Origin of the sequence: Synechococcus sp. PCC 6716 (assembly GCF_022570815.1) — a bacterium.
Lineage (GTDB): Bacteria > Cyanobacteriota > Cyanobacteriia > Thermosynechococcales > Thermosynechococcaceae > Thermosynechococcus > Thermosynechococcus lividus.
In genome coordinates, this window is record NZ_JAKLTU010000035.1 from 1 (window position 1) to 19,015 (window position 19,015).

The window sequence follows — 19,015 nt, forward strand, 5'->3', positions numbered from 1 at the left end:
AACGCGATGGGTACAGCCCCTAGCTACGGTTGGGTTAATGTGGCGGGTCAACCGTAGCTAGGGGCTGTACCCATCGCGTTATGATGAGAAAAGTGCTGATTGCTCACCCATGCCGCAAACGTTTGATCTTCACGTTGTTGAGACGCGACCCTTGTTGACCCCCGCTACCCTGCTGGCGGACTTGCCACTTCATGAATCCCAAGCCACCCTTGTGGCCACGACTCGCGATCGCATTCGGGATATTCTCCAAGGGCGCGATCGCCGCCTCTTGGTCATTGTGGGGCCGTGCTCCATCCACGATGTGAACGCCGCCCTTGAGTACGGCGACAAACTCACCGCTGTGCGCGATCGCCTCAGCGATAGCCTAGAAATTGTCATGCGGGTCTATTTTGAAAAACCCCGCACCTCCGTGGGGTGGAAGGGGCTGATTAACGATCCACACCTCGACGGTAGCTACGACATTAACACGGGGTTGCGCTTGGCGCGGCAGTTGCTGTTGAACCTTGCCAGCATGGGGATGCCCGCCGCCACCGAACTCCTCGACCCCATTATTCCCCAGTACATTGCCGATGTTGTCAGTTGGACAGCGATTGGGGCGCGCACCACTGAAAGCCAAACCCACCGCCAAATGGCCTCCGGCCTATCCATGCCTGTGGGCTTCAAAAATGGTACCGATGGTCACCTAGACTCTGCCATTAACGCCATGATTGCGGCTCAGCAGTCCCACCATTTTCTGGGGATTAATGCCGATGGTTTAGCCAGTATTGTGGCCACAACCGGTAACCCCGATACCCATCTGGTGCTGCGGGGGGGCAAAGACGGTCCCAATTATTCCGCCGCCCACATTGAAATGGCCGCTGCCCTCTTAGAGCGCAAGGGGTTGAGTCCTCGCCTAATGGTGGATTGCAGCCATGCCAACGCGGCCAAAGATGCACAACGGCAGGTTGTGGTGTGTAACAACATTGCCCAGCAAGTGCAGCAAAACTCCCGTTATCTGGCGGGAGTGATGATTGAAAGCCACCTGAAGGCAGGTAACCAACCAATTCCCCAAGATCTATCGCAGTTAGTGTATGGGCAAAGCATTACTGACCCTTGCGTGGATTTTGCCACAACGGTGGACATGCTAGAGCAATTAGCCGCAGCGGTGGGGTCGCAACTAGTGATCGCCCATTGATTGCCACGTGACATTCTCCCGACGCCGACCCTACGGCTACAGCGTGGAACGTATCGCTCCCCGAACCCCTCATGAGTTAACTCCAAGGGATATAGCGGTAACACTCCCCTGCGGCAAATGCTTGCTGCTCTGCTGGCAACTCCACAAAACCATCACTATCAGCCAAAGCCAAGAAATCACCAGAGTTTTGCATGGGGCGCGGGTGAGCGACCAGTTCAGCATTTTGGGTGGTTTCTAGTTTAACGGGTAAAAAGTAGGTTAAGGGTTTTTCAAAATGAACGGGTGCAGTTAAGCGAGCGTAGAGTACGGGTGTTTCTAGCAGATACCGATGCAAGCAGACCAAGCTAGAGACGGGGTTTCCGGGCAGGCCAAAAACAGCCGTTTGACGTTGATGATCGATCCCAAACCACAGCGGTTTTCCCGGTCGCTGCGCTACCCCATGGATATATTGCTGCACCCCCTGTTGCTGCCACATCTGCGGTAAATAATCAAATTTGCCTTTGGACACGCCACCGCAATAGATGAGTAAATCATGGGTTTGGCTGGCTGCTTGGTAGTGCTGCGCTAACCGTTGGGGATCATCCGGCAGATGGGTCAGACTCACTTGGGAGTAGCCTTGGCGCTGTAATGCTGCCGCAAGGGCATAGGTGTTAGAGAGCCGCAATTGATGGGGGTTGGGTGTTTGCTCCGGTGCCACCAGTTCATTGCCGGTGGCAATCAGTTGGGTGCGCGGATAACGTTTGACCCTCACTTGAGTGTGCCCCACAGAGGCAAGGATCCCCCACGCTGGGCTGTGAAGAGGAGTGCCAGCAGGCAAAATAACGGCTCCGGCAGGGGCATCACTGCCACAGCGGTGGACAAACTGGTAGGGAAGCCATGGCTCAGGGTGTCGGATAGACGCTATGCCCTCTTTGATCTCTAGGGCTTCGTAGGGAATCACTAAATCACAGCCCTGCGGCAGAGCCGCCCCTGTCATGACTTCAAAACAGGCGCTAGGATCGCTCAAGGGCGGTGGCACATCCCCGGCTGCCACAGTGCCAAGAATTGGAAAGGTTCGCTGGCCAGCGTCATAATGCTGCCAATTCAGGGCAATGCCATCCATCATAATCCGGTCAATGGGGGGATAGGGGCGATCGCTAAGAATTGGTTCTGCGAGTATCCGAGGGTGCAGGGTACTCAAGGACACGATTTCCGTTCCCCAATCGGGTAAATGCTGCCGAATGAGTTCCGCAGCAGTGTTGACGCTGATTAAGGGCATCCCTCACCCTCCCGAGGGTAGTTAATGACCAGTAGCTCACTAATTTTGCCCCGCTTATGGCCGTGGGCATTAATGACCCGCCCTGCCTTGAGTTCAATACATTGCCACCGCTGGTATAGGCTCAGCACCGGTTCAACCCAAGCATTACTCACCATTACGTAGCACCCCCGCCGATCCAACTCTGCCACGACCTCAGCCAAGGCATGGTGCTCTGCGGCACCAAAGGGATGATGGGTATAACTGGTAAAACTCGCGGTTTTAGAAAGGGGATAGTAGGGAGGGTCAAAGTAGATAAAGTCACCAGCGCTGGCCCACTGGAGCACTGCCGGGAAGTCTGCCACCTCAAGGCAAACATTTTGCAAGGCGGCACTCGCTAAACGCAAGGTTGCTGCATCGGCGATCTGGGGATTGCGATAGCTGCCCATAGGCACATTGAACTGACCGGCACGATTGACCCTGTACAAGCCATTGAAACAGGTTTTATTTAAGTAGATCAGTCGCGCTGCCCGCGTCAGGGGATCTAACTGCTGGTGCGCTAGGCTGCGAATATGATAGTAGAAGGTTTTGCTGTGCTGCTGGCGATACTCACTCAACAGAAGAATCAGATCCTCAACGCGATCGCGCACCATTTCATAGCAGTTTATGAGTTCTGGATTGCGATCGCCTAAGCGTACCTGCTGCAAGGAAAACGCGCCCTGCTGCGATTGCCGGTACACATACCAGTACAGCGCTGCGCTACCGCAAAACGGCTCCGCATAGCAACGGCACTGCGTGGGTAAATAGGGAGCCATTTGGCCAAGAAGTTGCGACTTTCCTCCGGCCCATTTGAGGAACGGTTTAACCTCCGGTGCGATCGTGGTCACTAAGCTGGCGGAAACAGGAGAAACAGTAACCCCTGCGGCCCCACTAAAAGCTGTCGCAGCAAGGTCACAATGCCCACCCAGATAATTGGGCTAATATCCACCCCTCCCAAGGGTGGGATGACCCGCCGCGTGGGTGCCAACACGGGTTCTGATAGCCAGTAAATCAGCTTGAGCGGCCCTTGCACATTGGTTTGGGGATACCACGTCAACACAATGCGGACGATGAACACTAGGGTAAATGCAGCAAAAACAACCCCCAGAAACCAGTTAGCAGCAATAACAGCAGACATAGACCTGTGCAGAAACCAATGTTCACCTAGTGTATCAAATGGGATTCTCTAGCCCAAGAAGCGATCCAGCGCCGCCTTGAGTTCCGCCAATTCCTGATCAATCCGCCCCTCTTGGGCAGCGCGGGTTACACACTCATTCAGGTGCTCATCTAGAATTAACCGCGCCACTCGATCCAGTGCCCCTCGCACCGCTGCAATTTGAATCAGCACTTCTGGGCAAGGACGGCTCTCGTGCACCATGGTTTTGATCCCCCGCACATGGCCTTCAATGCGAGCTAGGCGATTCACAATGGCCCGCAGCGATGCTTCACTGTGGTGGTGGGGGTGAGTGTGCAAACGAGGCGGCGCAGAGGGTGACTCAGGGGGGTGAGAGTGGGACTCAGTACCCATCGGGAAACTCCTTTTCAGGTCATAGCATTTAGGCAGCTGAGCCAAGCTATGGCATCATTGCGCCCTGCCGGGGAGAGTTCCGCAGGTTGTCTAGCCGTTGCCGATTCATCGCCGATAGTTGCTGCCGTTGTGCTGGAGTGAGAATCTGTTGAACTTCTACAGCGGCTGCAAAACGAGTGCGATGCAGGGTTTCTCGCAAACGCATCACTTGATCAAATTGCTGCTGGAGTTGGGCGGTGGGTGCACCTGCTACCATGAGTTTTTCTAGTGTCTCCTCTGCCGTATTCAGGGCTGCTTGCTGCTGCCGCACAGTTTCACTATATTTGCGCTCTACCGCCTGCATTTGCTGGGTTTGCTGGGGGTTGAGGTTGAGGCGCTCCATCCACTTGGGCAGCGGCGCGGCATTCGCCTCCACGCTTGCGAAGGCGAGAACCACCGTGGCGCATCCCAAAAGCAATTGCTGACGTAATGGCATGAGTTTTCCTCACACGGAACCTACAACCCCTTGATGAGGGTTGCACCGCCATTTTAGCAAACCCCAGTGTGTGGCTAGCAGCCGGCAAGGGCTAAGTTGCAGCAGGCTGAACCAAATTTTCAAGGCCATCCACGACCTTCACCGACAGAATTTTATCCCCTTGGCGCAGTTGCCGGAGGGTCTCTTCGCCCTCAATAACGTAGCCAAATACGGCATAGCGGCCATCTAGGAGGTTTAGCCCGGCAGGGGTGAGTTCTGGCTCAAAGAGCAAAAAGAAAAACTGGGAAGAGCCACCATTGGGATCATCGTTCGGGCGCGCTAAGGCAAGGGTACCGTAGGCGGAAAAGGGTAGTACTGGGTGCTCAAGGTAGCGACCAGCATCCTCTAAGGTGATGCCGTAGAGGGGAGACTTGTCCCCCTCAACAAGAATTTCAAGGGGAATGGTGCGGTACTGCTTGGTTTTTGGATCGATAAAGCCGTCTTCTGGGCCTGGGGGATCCCCCGCCTGCAACACGTAGGACTCTTCGGCACGGGTAAAGGGTAAGCCATCGTAGAAATGCCGCTGCACTAGGTCAATAAAATTGCCAGCGGTGAGGGGGGCACTATAGCCGTCCACCACAATGGTGAGGTTGCCTTTGGAGGTTTCCATGACGACGGTGGCTCGTCCGCGCAACTGGGGTAGGTGGGCATACTCTTTGGGGGGGGTATAGTTGTAGTCTTGCACCATCATGGCCTCTAAATCCCCCACCAGGTCAAGCGCTGCGGCTTTAGCGGGCAGAAGCTGGCTGCGATCTTTGCTTTCGGCGGCTGTCTGGAGGCGCTCGAGGGAGTCTGTTAAATCCGCCAGCAGGGCTTTCGCTTTGTCCTGTTGTTCGGGGGCAATACTGCTCAAGAGTTCATCGGCGCGATCGCGCACAATGGCTTTGGCTTTATTGATGTTGCTGGCAATTTTTGACCATTGCTTACCGCGTACCAGAAAGGAAATTTGCTCCAGATCGCTTTGCAACTCCCGGGCGGTGGGGTTGTTAATGGGTAAGGCTAGGCGTAATAAGGCTTTGGGATCCGTGACGGCATTGCCTTGAGGTAGCCGTGCGAACAAGGCCGGGGACGTTGGTAGGGCAACTGCTGGTACTGGAGAGATAACAAGCGTTCCTAGCCATAACAGAACAACGACAATACCGAGCCAATGTTTGTGTCTTTTCACCGTTCCCTCCGAGGACTCCTTCCCCTCAGTGTATCGGACGGGGCGATCGCCCTCCAAGGGGAGAGATTTCATTTTCTTTGTCATGATTATTAACCGGCCTGTGCTAGGCTGAAATTATGAAAGAATTATGAAAGGCATGGCTGGTTTGCGGTGGGTATTGGTAGGGGTGTTATTGGTGGGTGGTTGTGCCGCCCCTCCGCCCCAGAGCAGTGCCCCGGTTGCTGAAACCCAAACCGAAGCGCAGGAGCGGCCGTTAGTGCTTACGACGTTTACCGTATTAGCGGATATGGCGCAGCAGGTGGCGGGCGATCGCCTACGAGTTGAATCCCTAATTAAACCCGGCGCTGAAGTTCACGGCTATGAGTTCACCCCCAGCGATTTGGTGCGCGGCCAACAGGCGGCCCTAATTCTGGAAAATGGCTTAGGTCTAGAGCGTTGGGGCGATCGTTTTTACAACAGCTTGCCCAATGTACCACGGGTTACCCTCACCGCAGGGGTTGTGCCCATGCCCATCACTGCGGATGCCTACCGAGGGAAGCCCAATCCCCATGCGTGGATGTCACCGCAAAATGCCCTGATCTACATCGAAAATATTCGCAAGGCTTTCACTGAATTGGATCCGGCGGGAGCCGCCACCTACGCCGCCAACGCCGCTGCCTACACAGCAGCCATTCAAGCCTTAGATCAACAACTGCGGCAAGCGTTAGCCGTGCTGCCACCCAACCAACGCTATATCGTTACCTGTGAGGGTGCCTTTTCCTACCTAGCGCGAGACTATGAACTTCAGGAAGTTTATTTGTGGCCTGTGAACGCCGATCAGCAGGGAACCCCCCAGCAGATGGCACAGGCGATCGCCACGGTACGAGCGCAAAAAATTCCCGCTGTTTTTTGTGAAAGTACTGTCAACCCAGCGCCCCAACAGCAAGTAGCCCGCGAGTCAGGGGCAACCTTTGCGGGCATTTTTTATGTGGACTCCCTCTCGCCGCCAGGGGGGAATGCCCCCACCTACCTAGAGTTGCTCAGATACAACATTGACACCCTCCTTAACGGCCTCACTGGAAAAAACACACCATGATTCCCCAGCCCGCCATTGACCTGCAAAATGTTACCGTAGCCTACCACCGCACGATTGCTCTTTACGGTGCCACGCTGCAACTCAGTGCAGGGACAATCTGTGGCGTTGTCGGGATGAACGGTGCCGGTAAATCCACCCTCTTTAAGGCCATCATGGGGTTTGTGCAGCCCGTGAGGGGTCAAGTGCACATCCATGGTCTGCCCCTGCGGCAGGTACAGCGGCGTTCCCTTGTGGCCTATGTGCCCCAAAGCGAAGACGTGGACTGGCAGTTTCCGCTGCGGGTTTGGGATGTAGTCATGATGGGACGCTACGGCAAAATGAACTGGCTGCGGCAACCGCGGGCAGCCGATCGCCAACGAGTGCGCCAAAGCCTTGAGCAAGTTGAACTCTGGCCACTGCGCCACCGCCAAATCGGCGAACTGTCCGGGGGGCAAAAGAAACGCATGTTCTTAGCCCGTGCCTTTGCCCAAGAGGCAGCGGTGCTGCTGCTGGATGAACCCTTTGCGGGGGTGGACATCAAAACCGAGAAGCTCATCATTGATTTACTCTTGGCAGAGCGGCAGGCGGGGCGCACAATTCTGATCTCGACCCACGATCTGGCCTCAATTACCACCTTTTGCGATCAGGTGATCCTTGTAAACCGAAGCATCCTAGCATACGGCACTACGGCGGAGGTCTTTACACCGGAAAACCTTGCCCGAGCCTTCGAGGGATCCGCACAGATCCCCCGAGAGGGTGGCTAGCTGCGGCGAATCGGCGTGCCACAGGGATAGGTGGCTACAGGGGAGGGGATGTCTTGGACTTTCTGCTGGAGTTGCGCCTGCAAATAAAGCTCCTGCAACCGCTCTATCATCTCACCCCGGCGATCGTACAACCGCTTCAGTGGACGAGATGGACAGCGATTGAGGCAGTAGGCGGTCAGAATCGGCAGGGCAATGGTGCTGTCGGTATAGCACACCACCGTATCCCGCAGCCCTTGGGGATCCACTTTGCCCCAGCTAACAGCCTCGCTCGGCACCGCCCCCGATAGCCCGCCTGTATCTGGTCGAGCATCCGTAATTTGAATAAAGTAATCGTGCCCCCGTTCAGGTAAGCCCAGCACCTCATGGATTTGCGGCTGGGTTTGCAGCAGGAAGTTTTTGGGGCTGCCCCCGCCAATGATCAGGGCGGCACTTTTGCCAGTTCCGCCAGCGGCTTCGCGAGCAAAGTAGGCAATGGCCGCGGTTTCGTTGACATCAATGGCCGGGTCAATCACCAGTTTGGAGCCTTCGAGGGCGATCGCCGCCACATTCATACCAATGGAGCTATCCCCAGGAGAGGAGGTGTAAATGGGCACCCCACACTCGTAGGCTGTTGCCAGTAAGCAAGAATGGGGTTGCCCCCGCTGGATCTCAAGTTCGCGAACATAGCGACCCAAGTGATAGTGGAACTCAGCAGTTCCCATGCGGTGCTGGAACGTTTCGCTGCGCASCMCCTGCCGCAAAAAGGCATCGGTTTCTAGGAGCACATCGTAGTCAAAGATAATGTCGTAGATACGAATCTTGCTCTGCTGCCGCAGTTGCACATCATCTACAAACGGATGCCCTGCGTAAAGTTCCATACCCAAGGCGTAGTGAATATCGTGGTAGAGATTTGCCCCTGTACTGATGATGTAGTCGATAAACCCCGCTCGTACTAAGGGCGCTAGGGCAGAAATCCCTAAGCCTGTGGGGGTCATGGCACCGGAAAGACTGAGACCAACAGTCACCTCTGGCTGGAGCACCCGCTGGGCAAGCAGATGGCACAGTTCGCGTAAACGACCGGAATTATAGGCCGTGAAGTAGTTATCAATGAGATCCGTAAGGCTAATGTTGTCGGGAATCGGAGCGGGGGTAATAGGGGTGGCAAATGCTGACATAGTTGACCTCGCAAGACAATAGAGACAGGCACAGCCAGTGATGCTGGGGACTGTTTCACAGACATAACCGCCACGCCAACTGTGCTGGAGTTGCTGATTCTCAGAGGGGTAGCGCTCAAAAATGTCATCTGCGCTGGAAAGATGGCTTGTCCTACAAGCTAGGTATGAATCCCCAGTAGCTTTTTCTGGCTACCCTCAGAGGTTAGACATGTAATAAAACGCTTGACTACGTCTGATCGACCCAGTTTACGCCAAGGGCGCAAACCTCAAGTTGCAGGCCGATCAGCTCATACTAGGTCCTTCACAGTTATCCACAACCGATAGGGCAGGAATGGCAGCGCGCCGCTGCCGCAGACCCATTTCTAGATACCAAGTTGTGATGTTGGGATCACCCATCAACGCTAAGTGTTTCACTGTTGACAAGTCTCATGCCCTTACATTACGAAGTAAACTATAACACTTCGTCACCCGATTTGCTGTGCGCGCTGCCTATTACACCTTTGCTGTTTGTTTTAGTCTGTTTCTGAGTCTGTACGTTTTGCGTGGCATCGGCTGGCTGACGATGATCCCCGGTGGCATTCTCCTTATTTTGGCTCTTGCCAGTTGGTTGACCGGCCTTTGGTCAGTGCTGACCTTTTGGCGCCAACGCTATTGAGCAAGGGAGGATGGGGGGTGATGGGACACAACTTGCGGGCAGCGTCAAGTGGCGATCGCGCTGCCAGGATAGGCGCTGCTGCTGTAACAGTTCTTTCAGCAAACGAGTCACCGTCACGCGACTAATGCCCGTATAGTGAGACAAGCGCGCGTGGGTCAGCCGCAGGGGCAGCCGCACCCCTGCCGGTGTTCTGATGCCAAGGAGCTGCGCCAAGACAACCAGCACCTCGTGCAATTGCTCTAGGGCAGTGGGGTAGTGGCTTGCCCGCAGCAGTAAATCGCTGTAGTACTGGCGGTACTGTTGGCCTTCCCATAACAGCCGCAGGAGATGGCTCGACTGCTCTACCTCAGCAGGGCTAAAGGAGAGCAAGCGGCTCGGTTGCAGCGCCTCAATTTCATAGCAAATAGAAGGGAGCCCCAAAATAGCCATGCCCGCTGTGGCCAGCCCAACAAAACACAGCATCCCCTCACTATCGAGAAGGTTGATCTCTACTGTCCCCGATTGCACCAGCCAACACCGCTCTTGGAGCGGCACCGAGGCTTTGGGCTGTAGATCGTGGAGCCGGTAAGTTTTGTCGGCATAGGTGCGTAGGTCAAGCTCTAGCATGGCTACCCCCTTAAGTATTTTAAGGCTGATTATCATTATCAGAATATTGAGGCAACCCTCGCGCCCGTTTCAGAGAGTTGCCCGCAGCAGGCCTAAAGACCGAATTCAGTCTTGAGTTGTGTCACCCACTGTTGGATGCGTTGATCTGTTAGCTCAGATTGGTTGTCTTCGTCAATGAGCAACCCCACAAATTGGTTGCCCCGCAGCGCTTTCGAGTCATTGAAGTCGTAGCCAGTGGTAGGCCAATAGCCGACGGTGCTGCCGCCCTGCTCGCTAATTTTGGCCTCAAGAATGCCAATGGCATCGCCAAAGTTATCCGCGTAGCCCACCTGATCGCCGGCACCAAAGTAGGCCACTTTTTTGTTGCTGAAGTCAATTGCCTCTAGCTCATCGTAGAATCCTTCCCAGTCAGCCTGTAACTCGCCAATATTCCACGTGGGGCAGCCAATAATCAGGTAACTGTAGTTGCGAAAATCTTCTGGTTCGGCATCGGCAATGTCGTGCAGTGCGACGATGTCTGCTCCACCAAAAGCAGTCTGAATCTTTTCGGCAATCATCTGGGTGTTGCCGGTCTGAGTGCCGTAGAATAGGCCAATTTTTGCCATTGGTAACGTCCTCTAAATCGGTTCACGGTGGCGTTCTCCTAGGGCTATCTGGGGCAATCGGGACAGCGGGGGCAATGGTTGGCTAAATCCCCCTAGCCTATTATTGCAATAAAGTTTCAATAAACTTCAAGGGTGGAGTGCGAAAACGGGGGGGTGCCCCTAGAATAGGGAACGGTGTGCATCAACAGTGGTCTAAAGCCGTAGGCCAAAAAGAGCCAAAAAGAGATGGTGAGGAGTTGAACTATGCACTGGCAGCGAATCAGTCTGGCATTGGCGATCGCCCTTGGTGGTGTGCTGGGCAGTCCCAAGCTGAGCCAACCGTCCCAAAATAGTAGCCAAGGAACCTTACGCTGGAATGATGCTTCATTTCCTGTAGAAAATTTTCAGGGCTATAGCTCACCCTTCGGCTACCGGCGATCGCCCACGGGGGAACCAACCACAGAATTCCACAATGGTCTTGACTTTGCTGCCCCCGAAGGCAGTTACATTCGTAACTGGTGGGCAGGTCAGGTAATTGAAGTCTCGGATCATACCGCCTGTGGCACCTTGGTGCGAATCCGTTCAGGGGCATGGGAGCACGTCTATTGCCACATGAAAGGCCGAGTTGAGCAAACCCCCCAAGGCCGCGCCATGGTAGATCGCCAAGGGGGCGTTCTTATTTTAGAGGGACAGCGAGTACCCACGGGGGCGCGCATTGGCCGAGTGGGGATGACAGGGCGAACCACCGGCCCGCATTTACACTGGACGTTGCGGCATCGCGGTCAACTGGTGAACCCTGCGGTTGTGTTGCAGGCGATGTATGGCACTCAGGCGCAGCGCTAGCCCCAATGTGTGTCGCCGCCCTTAGCGATCGCGGCGGGTCACTGCCAATTGATCCAAGGCTGTATCCAGCATCGGTGTTGCCAAGGAGTGGGTCAAGCTCAGGGAATGGGGTGGAATACTCAGAGCCGACGCAGCAGCGGGGGTGAGCCACTGGCGCGCCGTTTCATCCTCTAGGAGGTGAGCGCGCAAAAACGCTAGGCTCAATGCCTTCAGGTACGCCCGTGATCGCGGTGGCGTGGCCCCCACAAAGCGAGCAGGCACCGGCATAACGGGTTCATTGTCCCGAGCTTCGCCAATGGTTGAAAAATGGGTGGCATCGTCAATCAGGGCAAGGTAGCGATCGCGCGTAGTCAGCCATGTAAAGGGATAGATTTGCTCAGACACCGCGGGGGCGATCGTATCATTACTACCAGCCACAAACATGACGGGGATAGTCAATTGCGCCAGCGATCGCGGGCTAAACAGGGCACTGGTAATCGGATTCACCGCTAACACCGCCTTAATTCGCTGGTCTTGGAGGTGATAGGTGCGCGGCGGTAACATTTGGGCTTGACACTGCAACAACAGCGACACATTAAACGAATTCAGAATGCTACTGGGACAGTGGCGCGCCAACTGTTCAAAGTCAAGACGTGCCCCTGCAAGGGCTAGGGCAGTATAGCCGCCAAAGGACTGACCAATCATGGCAACGCCCTCAAGGTTGAGCCGCCCCTGCCATGGGTGTAACTGCTCAGGAAATTCGCTGAGGTGATTCAGAACAAAGGTGACATCCAAAGGGCGATCCAGAAACTCTTGTGCCGCTGTATAGGCACTGGTATAACCCACTGGAAAAGACAAAAGTTGCCGTGTAGAACTTCCTGCATGCTCAAGGGCGATCACCGCAAAGCCATGGGAGGCCAAGTGCTGGCTCAAATAGCGATAGCTGTGGCGATTTGCCCCCAAGCCATGGGAAATAACAACCACGGGCACCAATTGCTGGGCAGCCACAAGGGGCAAGTAAACATCCACTTCAATGGTACGGGGCTGTCCAGTTAACTGGAGGCGGCGCGGCGAGCGATCCTCAATGACCCAAGGCATTTCCAGCCAACGTCCCCCGCCGGGGTATAGTAGCGATTGTACTGAGGGGACGTTTTGCTGCCACTCATCCACCACTGACTGCCGCCGCACCACGTCTAAAATTGTTTCGGTTTCACGGATAGTGGCTTGAAAGTTTTTAAGAATGGTTAACCCTTTTTGTAAGTCAACGCGGATACTCCCCGAGGGATAGTGGCGAATCAGGCTCAGGGCAGTTAAACCTTCGGGATCAGCAGCGGCAGTAATCAGCGCAGCACGGAGGGCATAGGTATTACTGTGGCGGGCTTGGGTTTGAATAATTGTTGCAGCCTGATTTAATAGTTCTTTACCTAAAGGGGAGTAGAGAAGTTGCGCCACAGCCACTGGTGAAAGACGCAGCCGTTCTTGCAGTGCCGATCGCAGTTGTTGCCGGCGCGCAAGGGGTAACAAGCGCAAGTAGGCACCTAACTCCGCTGAAACAGCCCCAGTTTCCACAAAGGTTTCTAAGTCGTTAACCGCTAGCGATCGCTCCAAAAAACCATAGCGGAAAATAATTGTTTCTGCTGCCTGAGCTGAGCTATTAAAGGAAGCTGACCCAAAAATTACCGCTCCTGTTATAACAAACAGCAGCCATGACCAATCAGCGTTTCCAGAGTATCTCTTCACAAGACTAATGATCACTAAAAAATGGCGGTAAAAAAAGCTACAAGCCAGCAAATATACCTTCCAGTATAGACAGCAACTATCGAAACCATTCCCTGCCCTGGCCTTTGTTTCTTGGGAACTCTGGTACGGTTGCAACCGTCTTAGAGAGAGCCCCTATACCTTTGGGCAATTCGCACTAGAAAGGGGAATGTGTCTTTTATCAGCTAAGCATCGTGACGATGATCATGACAGCAGCGTTGGCAGCATCACCCTTGGCCTTTGCTTCTTCAAGTAAGGTAATAGTGTGGCAGTAGGTTAGTTCAGTGATTGCTTCGGGTTATAAATCTCTGCCTATTGTGCGTGATATTAAGGATTAAATCCATGAAGACTTACCCATATCGTCCCATTTCAATGACTCAGATTCTGTCATGGGGGTTGGCGGCGGTGCTTCTAAATGCTGGCGTCAGTTGGGCAGGCTTTACCCCCCCCGCTAATTTGTCGCGTCCGGGGAACCGTGAAGGGGCGGCAACCCGTGGGGCGTGCAAAGTAGAAACGAGTGCAACAGAACCTGACCTGACTACTCTAGTTCCGGTCACCAACATTGGCTTGACAACAGCCAATCGACCCACGTTTTATTGGTATCTACCCGCCAATAATTATCAAGCGATGGAGTTTACCCTGTTTCAGTCTCGGCCTGATGGTGGGCAGGTACAAATCTATTCCCAGACCTTGCCCTTAGCGGGTCGTCCTCGCTTGGATAGCCTCACTCTGGATGGCAAGGTGCCGCCCCTCATGGAAGGGGTTGATTACCGTTGGACGGTGAGTCTCATTTGTAACCCTGCCGATCCTGATCCCTCGCAAATTCGCTTTGTGGAAGGATGGGTACAGCGGGTTCCAATGCCTGAAGCGTTGGCCAAGCAGTTATCCAAGGCAACCCCAGTGGAAGCCTATGAATTACTGGCGGCCAATGGTCTTTGGTACGATGCCCTCAATGTTTTGGTCAACCTACGGCAGCAGCAACCCAACGACACCAAAACGGCAACCCTGTGGACCGAGTTAATGACATCTGATAGCGTGGGGCTGAATCGCCTGAGTAACCCCCTGATGGTGCAACGGCTGCAGCCCAACTAATCAAGGGGGGTTGGCGATCAATGCACCTTAGATCTCTCTCTCGTCCTAAAAAAGCAATAAGTTTTAGAAGAAGGGGGCTAGCCCCCCTTTTTTGTGACTGCTACCCCTGAAAGATGTGATTGATGGGTAGGCTAATCAATCAGCCCTTGAGGGGGAGTTGTTGCCGGAACATACGTCGTAGATGGGCTGTATTTGGCAAGATTAAACCACCCCAGCGCCAGTAGAATACCGACCCCGCAGCCTAGCAAAAACGTCCAAGCATGGGACGAGTCCAAGACGCACAGCAGACGGCGATCGCCACTATATACATGAACTAGCCAGCCTTCACTAGTGTTATCAAATTGGCTTCGTAGCTGAGTGGGGTCAAACTTGTCCATGGTGTTTGCTCCATGTTGATCAAAGTCTATGCAGATATAGTAGAGGCAGTAGTCCAGCGCCCCTCCCTATGAAAACATCTACAAAAAATTCACCCGTGCACGGACAGGGACTGCGTGACTCAACGGAGATGAACCTGTCAACCAAAAGACCCAGACAGCCGAGATAGGTCTCAACTATTTGGGTCTTGACTCACCTAACTCAGCAGCCCTCTGGCCCACAGAACGTATGGGCGTACAGCACCTCCGCATCACAGATATAGATAATGCCGGCAAAATCCATGAAAAACTGCGCAGCGACTTGGTCTGCAATCCTCTCGGCCATATCGCGATCCGGGGTAAGTATCTCGAACTTGATATTGGCCGTTGTATCAGAAACGTTCGGTTGCCCCGAGGAGCGCACATTGCGGCTGCCTTTGCCCCCCGTCTGCATCACTGTATAACCCGTTGCTCCCGCTTCTTCAATGATGGCAGCGATTTTTTTGAGCAAAATCTTTTCAGTGACAATGACGAGCTTTTTGGCTGGCTTAGCCATGGTGGTTACCTCCTGTCAGATGTGTATTGGCTATGTTCATCTAATGTGGTCTGGTCAGCCCAGAGAGTAGGCACAGACCACGACCTATCGAACCCTAAATGCCACCGATCGCCTGCGCCAACCCGAAGAATAGGGGAATGCACACGCCGATTGCAATGGGGGTACCGATTGCAGTGGAGGAACCAATGTAAGCGGAGGGATTCGCCGATGGAATACCAGCACGTAAAGTGGGAGGACCAGAAATATCTGAACTGGAGGCCGCAATGACGGCGAGAACCACAACTCCTCCCATACTAAATCCCGTCGTGTAATGGGCAATCATACCAAGGCCAAAGGCAATAAACCCATGCACTATCGGTGCCACCACACTATATACAACGTACCACTGAGCCACCTTGCGCAACTCGCCAATGCGTGACCACGCTTCCATTCCCATCACTAACATCAGGATCGAAAGCAAGCCACGGAACAGGGGATTGTAAAAGCTTTCATAGACACTTTCGGGGCGAGCGAACAGGCCAAGGGCAATCCCCAACAACATTGCTGAGAGAGCTGGTCCTTGGAGACTTTCTTGGACAATGGGCCATATCTTGACCCGTGCATTCTCGGGTCGCTGCTTCAGCCGGAGGTACTCTTGGCGCGTGCTCGGGTAGTTTTGCGGGTCAGAGTACTCCCCTGCGGCGACAGACTGCTTGCTGAGCGACTCTTCTAGGGAGGACTCGGCGGTGGCAGCAAGCTTTTTCTTATTGAGATAAATGTTGGCTATCACAATTGCAGTGACAAGGGCTGGAATATCCATAAAGGGATAGAGCGCCCCTGCCCATGCTTCATAGGCAACCTTTTGCTCATCTAAAAGTGCTAGGGCAGCCGCCATTGTTGAGCCACTCACCGCACCAAACAAGCCGCCGGTGGCGATCGCATCCACAGTTTTGACCTTGGGCAACTTAGCCAACGTATAGCGGGCAATGAAGACAATGAGAATCCCTAACAGGATAGAGAATGCTACAGGTAAAACCATCTCCGTTAAATTGGAATTACGGATGGCCATGCCCCCAGTGAGGCCAATTTTAGCCAGCAGCATGAAGATGATGATCTTGCAAATTGACTCCGGAATCTGGAGTTGACTTCCGAGAGCCGCAAGCACCATACCCCCCAACAGAAAGCTGAGGGTTGGGGACTGCAACTGCTTCACGAAATCCATTAGGAAATTGGACAAGAAATCCACGGTTCATTCCTCTGTGAATTGGATAGTAGGGGTTAGAACAGCCCACCAGCGACGGTAATCGCGCTCGTGAGTCAGGCGTAGATCAGCTTGATCAAGGCCGATCAATCACTTGCTTCAAAGTCATTGAGTGCCTATTTGGCTTGATCTATAAATAGGATTAAACAATCCATAGTATTTTATCTATGCGAATTGCTCGTTAACTGCGGTTAATTCTATACTAGAAATCTCAAAGAAATTTATTCGACAAAGAGAAGTTTCAAATCTGATCAATCAGCGTTGCTTATCTGATGGTGGATAGGCAGCACTCGTCTGGTTCGTCAGTGGCGATGCTCACGGCAATAGACCCAAGTAGCAGGAGCACCAGCATAGTACTCCTTCTTCCAGATGGGTAGGCGGCATTTGATTTCATCAATGATATAGGCGGTTCCAGCAAATGCTTGGCGCCGATGCGCTGCCGTGGTGCCCACCCAAACAGCAATGTCTCCTAGTTGGAGTGTTCCGTAACGGTGGTAGGCGATCGCCCCGAGGAGGTCAAACCGCTCAATGGCTGTCGCAACGATGCGCTCCCCCTCCTTGAGGGCAAGGGTGGTATAGACCTCATACTCAAGGGCTAACACTGTTTTGCCTGCGTTGTGGTTGCGCACCCAGCCTTCAAAGCTGACGAAGGCACCCGCCGCCAGATGTGCCAAAGGGTGGCTGAGAACCGCTGGATGCAACGGCTCAGCCGTTAGGGAAAACTGGCAAATAGTCACCTTTAGCCCCCCGCCACCGGTGGAATAAAGACAACGTCATCCCCCTCCTGCACAGGCGTACTGAGATCCACAAAGGCATCGTTAACAGCCACTTTCATCTGTCCTAGGGGCAGTGAAAAGCCGTAGCACCTCTGGAGTTCCTGATAGAGTTCAGCATAGGTACCAGCAGTGGTGGGGCGCTCTTCACTCTCGGTGTGCGCCTGTTCGCGCAGGAGGGCAAAGTAGCGCAGGTGAATGATTTTAGGACTATTGGGCGCGGACATCGTGCAAGGCGTGGGTATAGTCTTCGGGGGTGTTGATGTTAGCGGTTGTCGTAGGGTGGCACGGAGCAATACAATGGCACACCGCTTGCTGGAGTACCTTGACCGGGCAGCGCTCTCCTGCTGCATAGGCCGCTTCAAAGACCCCTAGGGCTTGGGGGGTGTAAATAGCGCACAGCGGCTCAGGAAAACGCTCTTGGGGATGATGATAGCAGGTCGCTACCACATCTTCACGGTACTGCTGGAGTAAGGGAAACAGCGTTTCGGCCTTGAGGTAGGGCAGATCACAGGCCACCACTAGCCAGTTCACTTGGGGGTAGGTGCGTAAGGCCGTTAGAATCCCAGAGATGGGGCCTTCACTGGGAAGAGTATCCCCAAGGGTCGGCAGGTCGGCAAGGGGGGTGCCCTGCCATTGCTGCGATCGCGCCGACAAAAAAACCTGTTCACAATACTGGCTCAGCAGGTGGTAGAGGTATTGGGCGTGGGGCTGACCATAATAGTCTAGGAGGGCTTTATCCCGTCCCATGCGTTCACTTTTGCCGCCCGTGAGGACTAAGCCGTAAAGGGGGTATTGGCCGAGGGTCTTTTTGCCGCCACTTTTAGCCAGCAAGCGTACGTCACGAATCACAATGTTGCTACTGAGCGCCTTGCACATGTCATAGACAGTGAGGGCAGCAACAGTGACCCCGTGGAGACTTTCCATTTCCACACCGGTGCGATCGCGGGTTTTGACCTCGCACTCAAGGCGAATTTGCAGCTTGTCCGCAAGGGGCAGCAGTTCACAGCGGAACTGACAGGCGGTAATGGGTAGGGGGTGGCAAAAGGGAATGGCCTCAGCGGTTCGTTTCACGGCCATGGTGCCGGCAATGATGGCCGTTTGCAGCACGGCGCCTTTTTTCAGGCATAGCTCATTCTCCTGCTGGTAAGCGAGAAAGACAGGGGGCAACTCAATGAGGGCAGCGGCCACTGCACGGCGATCGCTCACGTCTTTGTCACTAATATCTACCATTTGCGGTTGTTGGTTCTCATTAATGTGTGAGAACATGGGGCTAACCTCGAATCTGATCCGTGGCATGGTCAAGTTGCGCAGTTCGAATCTCGGCTTTCATCACTAAAACCTATTCGTGACACTCCCCGCCGTGGAACGGCGAGGCTTCTCTAAGTTAGGCTAGAGCAAAACCAATCTGCCCTAACTTGACCTTAGAAGGGGCTGCCACAGCCCCTCTACACACTCCACTCAACTCGATATTGAGCTTTGTGCTTACCTTTCTCATGATATTGCAAGCTCCATTACAGTCTGCATTGATGAGCCATCCTTGCGCAGTTCGGTACAGACCTCTAAGAATTCGTTTTCCTGATGCCTTCCACCCTTCAGGTTTTTCACCGAACGTAGGCAAGAAGTCATTATCAAAAAACGAGGCTTGAGACGTATACGATTCTTCGGTTTCGACTAATCGAATCCCGAAAATTAAACAAAGCTGCTCAATTCGTCCAAACAGCTTGTAGTGCGGAATTTGCACGAACTCCTGATTCGTTTTTGMACCCAAATTGATTTCATCTTTCTGCCCGTTGTTTCGACCGTAGATGATCGTATCGATGTCGTTTTCCAAGCAGAAGTTGACGACCCACCGTGCTGCTTTGTTGATGTAGTCTCGCACGTAGCAATTTCGCTTATGGGTATTAAGTTGGATTCGCTTCGAGGTCGCGCCCTTCATGGATGGCTTGC

General features: G+C 53.9%; 23 protein-coding genes. 6 read left to right on the top strand and 17 right to left on the bottom strand.

Annotated elements, in window-relative coordinates; genetic code table 11:
• The first annotated feature begins 109 nt into the window (after nt 1-109).
• The gene (locus L5220_RS12195) at nt 110-1,174 is read left to right on the top strand and encodes a 3-deoxy-7-phosphoheptulonate synthase (protein WP_448514172.1); all 1,065 of its coding nucleotides are present in this window, start codon (nt 110-112) and stop codon (nt 1,172-1,174) included.
• A gap of 76 nt (nt 1,175-1,250) precedes the next feature.
• On the opposite strand, the gene L5220_RS12200 is transcribed toward L5220_RS12195, so the two are convergent.
• The 6 genes from L5220_RS12200 to L5220_RS12225 form a co-directional block, all read right to left on the bottom strand.
• On the bottom strand, nt 1,251-2,432 hold the full coding sequence (locus L5220_RS12200) for a molybdopterin molybdotransferase MoeA (protein ID WP_499573888.1): 1,182 nt from the start codon (nt 2,430-2,432) through the stop codon (nt 1,251-1,253).
• Nucleotides 2,423-3,295: a DNA adenine methylase gene (locus tag L5220_RS12205; RefSeq protein ID WP_499573890.1), complete on the bottom strand. Its 873-nt coding sequence runs from the start codon at nt 3,293-3,295 to the stop codon at nt 2,423-2,425. Before L5220_RS12205 ends, L5220_RS12200 begins: the two co-directional genes overlap by 10 nt.
• Nucleotides 3,295-3,585 (bottom strand): YggT family protein, encoded by a 291-nt coding sequence (locus tag L5220_RS12210; protein WP_448514169.1) that lies wholly within the window; start codon nt 3,583-3,585, stop codon nt 3,295-3,297. Before L5220_RS12210 ends, L5220_RS12205 begins: the two co-directional genes overlap by 1 nt.
• 48 nt (nt 3,586-3,633) lie before the next feature.
• On the bottom strand, nt 3,634-3,975 hold the full coding sequence (locus L5220_RS12215; protein ID WP_448514168.1) for a metal-sensing transcriptional repressor: 342 nt from the start codon (nt 3,973-3,975) through the stop codon (nt 3,634-3,636).
• A gap of 46 nt (nt 3,976-4,021) precedes the next feature.
• Nucleotides 4,022-4,450, bottom strand: coding sequence for a Spy/CpxP family protein refolding chaperone (locus tag L5220_RS12220; RefSeq protein ID WP_499573895.1), 429 nt, complete (start codon nt 4,448-4,450; stop codon nt 4,022-4,024).
• Between the two features lie 91 nt (nt 4,451-4,541).
• On the bottom strand, nt 4,542-5,726 hold the full coding sequence (locus L5220_RS12225; RefSeq protein ID WP_499573897.1) for a peptidylprolyl isomerase: 1,185 nt from the start codon (nt 5,724-5,726) through the stop codon (nt 4,542-4,544).
• A 64-nt stretch (nt 5,727-5,790) separates the two neighbouring features.
• Between L5220_RS12225 and L5220_RS12230 the strand changes: the two genes are divergently transcribed.
• Both L5220_RS12230 and L5220_RS12235 read left to right on the top strand, forming a co-directional pair.
• A complete protein-coding gene (locus L5220_RS12230; RefSeq protein WP_499573900.1) occupies nt 5,791-6,729 on the top strand; it encodes a metal ABC transporter substrate-binding protein in 939 nt (312 codons plus the stop codon).
• Nucleotides 6,726-7,472, top strand: coding sequence for a metal ABC transporter ATP-binding protein (locus L5220_RS12235; RefSeq protein ID WP_099797934.1), 747 nt, complete (start codon nt 6,726-6,728; stop codon nt 7,470-7,472). The genes L5220_RS12230 and L5220_RS12235 overlap by 4 nt, the downstream gene beginning before the upstream one ends.
• Here the strand turns inward: L5220_RS12235 and L5220_RS12240 are convergent.
• Entirely contained in the window at nt 7,469-8,626 is a 1,158-nt protein-coding gene (locus L5220_RS12240; protein ID WP_499573902.1) for a homospermidine biosynthesis protein, read from the bottom strand. The two genes, L5220_RS12235 and L5220_RS12240, sit on opposite strands and share 4 nt — an antisense overlap.
• A 478-nt stretch (nt 8,627-9,104) precedes the next feature.
• On the opposite strand from L5220_RS12240, the gene L5220_RS12245 reads away from it, so the two are divergent.
• A complete protein-coding gene (locus tag L5220_RS12245; protein ID WP_157768311.1) occupies nt 9,105-9,281 on the top strand; it encodes a hypothetical protein in 177 nt (58 codons plus the stop codon).
• Here L5220_RS12245 and L5220_RS12250 read toward each other — a convergent pair.
• Nucleotides 9,249-9,887 (bottom strand): Crp/Fnr family transcriptional regulator, encoded by a 639-nt coding sequence (locus L5220_RS12250; protein ID WP_499573904.1) that lies wholly within the window; start codon nt 9,885-9,887, stop codon nt 9,249-9,251. The genes L5220_RS12245 and L5220_RS12250 overlap by 33 nt on opposite strands.
• Before the next feature lie 92 nt (nt 9,888-9,979).
• Nucleotides 9,980-10,492 carry a flavodoxin FldA gene (gene fldA / locus L5220_RS12255; protein WP_448527290.1) on the bottom strand — a complete coding sequence of 171 codons (513 nt, stop codon included), beginning with the start codon at nt 10,490-10,492 and terminating at the stop codon, nt 9,980-9,982.
• A 243-nt stretch (nt 10,493-10,735) separates the two neighbouring features.
• Between fldA and L5220_RS12260 the strand changes: the two genes are divergently transcribed.
• Entirely contained in the window at nt 10,736-11,314 is a 579-nt protein-coding gene (locus L5220_RS12260) for a M23 family metallopeptidase (protein ID WP_448527291.1), read from the top strand.
• Nucleotides 11,315-11,335: 21 nt separating this feature from the next.
• On the opposite strand, the gene L5220_RS12265 is transcribed toward L5220_RS12260, so the two are convergent.
• Entirely contained in the window at nt 11,336-13,084 is a 1,749-nt protein-coding gene (locus L5220_RS12265; protein WP_499573907.1) for an alpha/beta hydrolase, read from the bottom strand.
• Between the two features lie 309 nt (nt 13,085-13,393).
• Here L5220_RS12265 and L5220_RS12270 point away from each other — a divergent pair, with 309 nt between their 5' ends.
• Nucleotides 13,394-14,143 carry a DUF928 domain-containing protein gene (locus L5220_RS12270; RefSeq protein ID WP_448514158.1) on the top strand — a complete coding sequence of 250 codons (750 nt, stop codon included), beginning with the start codon at nt 13,394-13,396 and terminating at the stop codon, nt 14,141-14,143.
• A gap of 131 nt (nt 14,144-14,274) precedes the next feature.
• Here L5220_RS12270 and L5220_RS12275 read toward each other — a convergent pair whose 3' ends face one another.
• From L5220_RS12275 to L5220_RS12305, 7 genes are all read right to left on the bottom strand, one after another.
• A complete protein-coding gene (locus tag L5220_RS12275) occupies nt 14,275-14,520 on the bottom strand; it encodes a hypothetical protein (RefSeq protein WP_099797924.1) in 246 nt (81 codons plus the stop codon).
• A 199-nt stretch (nt 14,521-14,719) separates the two neighbouring features.
• A complete protein-coding gene (locus L5220_RS12280; protein ID WP_099797923.1) occupies nt 14,720-15,052 on the bottom strand; it encodes a P-II family nitrogen regulator in 333 nt (110 codons plus the stop codon).
• Between the two features lie 94 nt (nt 15,053-15,146).
• Entirely contained in the window at nt 15,147-16,277 is a 1,131-nt protein-coding gene (locus L5220_RS12285; RefSeq protein WP_499573909.1) for a sodium-dependent bicarbonate transport family permease, read from the bottom strand.
• A gap of 317 nt (nt 16,278-16,594) precedes the next feature.
• Nucleotides 16,595-16,993, bottom strand: a complete 399-nt coding sequence (locus L5220_RS12290) for a molybdenum cofactor biosynthesis protein MoaE (RefSeq protein WP_448514177.1) — start codon at nt 16,991-16,993, stop codon at nt 16,595-16,597.
• Nucleotides 16,994-17,031: 38 nt separating this feature from the next.
• A complete protein-coding gene (locus L5220_RS12295; protein WP_448514156.1) occupies nt 17,032-17,292 on the bottom strand; it encodes a MoaD/ThiS family protein in 261 nt (86 codons plus the stop codon).
• Nucleotides 17,276-18,334, bottom strand: a complete 1,059-nt coding sequence (moaC, locus tag L5220_RS12300) for a cyclic pyranopterin monophosphate synthase MoaC (protein WP_499573911.1) — start codon at nt 18,332-18,334, stop codon at nt 17,276-17,278. The genes L5220_RS12295 and moaC overlap by 17 nt, the downstream gene beginning before the upstream one ends.
• 118 nt (nt 18,335-18,452) lie before the next feature.
• A partial coding sequence (locus L5220_RS12305) for an IS200/IS605 family accessory protein TnpB-related protein (protein ID WP_499573913.1) occupies nt 18,453-19,015 on the bottom strand: 563 nt, incomplete at its 5' end.

Bases quoted from the DNA above. Each gene is read 5' to 3' on its own strand.
- fldA (WP_448527290.1), bottom strand. From the start codon at position 10,492: ATGGCAAAAATTGGCCTATTCTACGGCACTCAGACCGGCAACACCCAG.
- L5220_RS12230 (WP_499573900.1), top strand. From the start codon at position 5,791: ATGGCTGGTTTGCGGTGGGTATTGGTAGGGGTGTTATTGGTGGGTGGT.
- L5220_RS12270 (WP_448514158.1), top strand. From the start codon at position 13,394: ATGAAGACTTACCCATATCGTCCCATTTCAATGACTCAGATTCTGTCA.
- L5220_RS12195 (WP_448514172.1), top strand. From the start codon at position 110: ATGCCGCAAACGTTTGATCTTCACGTTGTTGAGACGCGACCCTTGTTG.
- moaC (WP_499573911.1), bottom strand. From the start codon at position 18,334: ATGTTCTCACACATTAATGAGAACCAACAACCGCAAATGGTAGATATT.
- L5220_RS12260 (WP_448527291.1), top strand. From the start codon at position 10,736: ATGCACTGGCAGCGAATCAGTCTGGCATTGGCGATCGCCCTTGGTGGT.
- L5220_RS12225 (WP_499573897.1), bottom strand. From the start codon at position 5,726: ATGAAATCTCTCCCCTTGGAGGGCGATCGCCCCGTCCGATACACTGAG.
- L5220_RS12200 (WP_499573888.1), bottom strand. From the start codon at position 2,432: ATGCCCTTAATCAGCGTCAACACTGCTGCGGAACTCATTCGGCAGCAT.
- L5220_RS12215 (WP_448514168.1), bottom strand. From the start codon at position 3,975: ATGGGTACTGAGTCCCACTCTCACCCCCCTGAGTCACCCTCTGCGCCG.
- L5220_RS12280 (WP_099797923.1), bottom strand. From the start codon at position 15,052: ATGGCTAAGCCAGCCAAAAAGCTCGTCATTGTCACTGAAAAGATTTTG.
- L5220_RS12250 (WP_499573904.1), bottom strand. From the start codon at position 9,887: ATGCTAGAGCTTGACCTACGCACCTATGCCGACAAAACTTACCGGCTC.
- L5220_RS12220 (WP_499573895.1), bottom strand. From the start codon at position 4,450: ATGCCATTACGTCAGCAATTGCTTTTGGGATGCGCCACGGTGGTTCTC.
- L5220_RS12235 (WP_099797934.1), top strand. From the start codon at position 6,726: ATGATTCCCCAGCCCGCCATTGACCTGCAAAATGTTACCGTAGCCTAC.
- L5220_RS12295 (WP_448514156.1), bottom strand. From the start codon at position 17,292: ATGTCCGCGCCCAATAGTCCTAAAATCATTCACCTGCGCTACTTTGCC.
- L5220_RS12275 (WP_099797924.1), bottom strand. From the start codon at position 14,520: ATGGACAAGTTTGACCCCACTCAGCTACGAAGCCAATTTGATAACACT.
- L5220_RS12210 (WP_448514169.1), bottom strand. From the start codon at position 3,585: ATGTCTGCTGTTATTGCTGCTAACTGGTTTCTGGGGGTTGTTTTTGCT.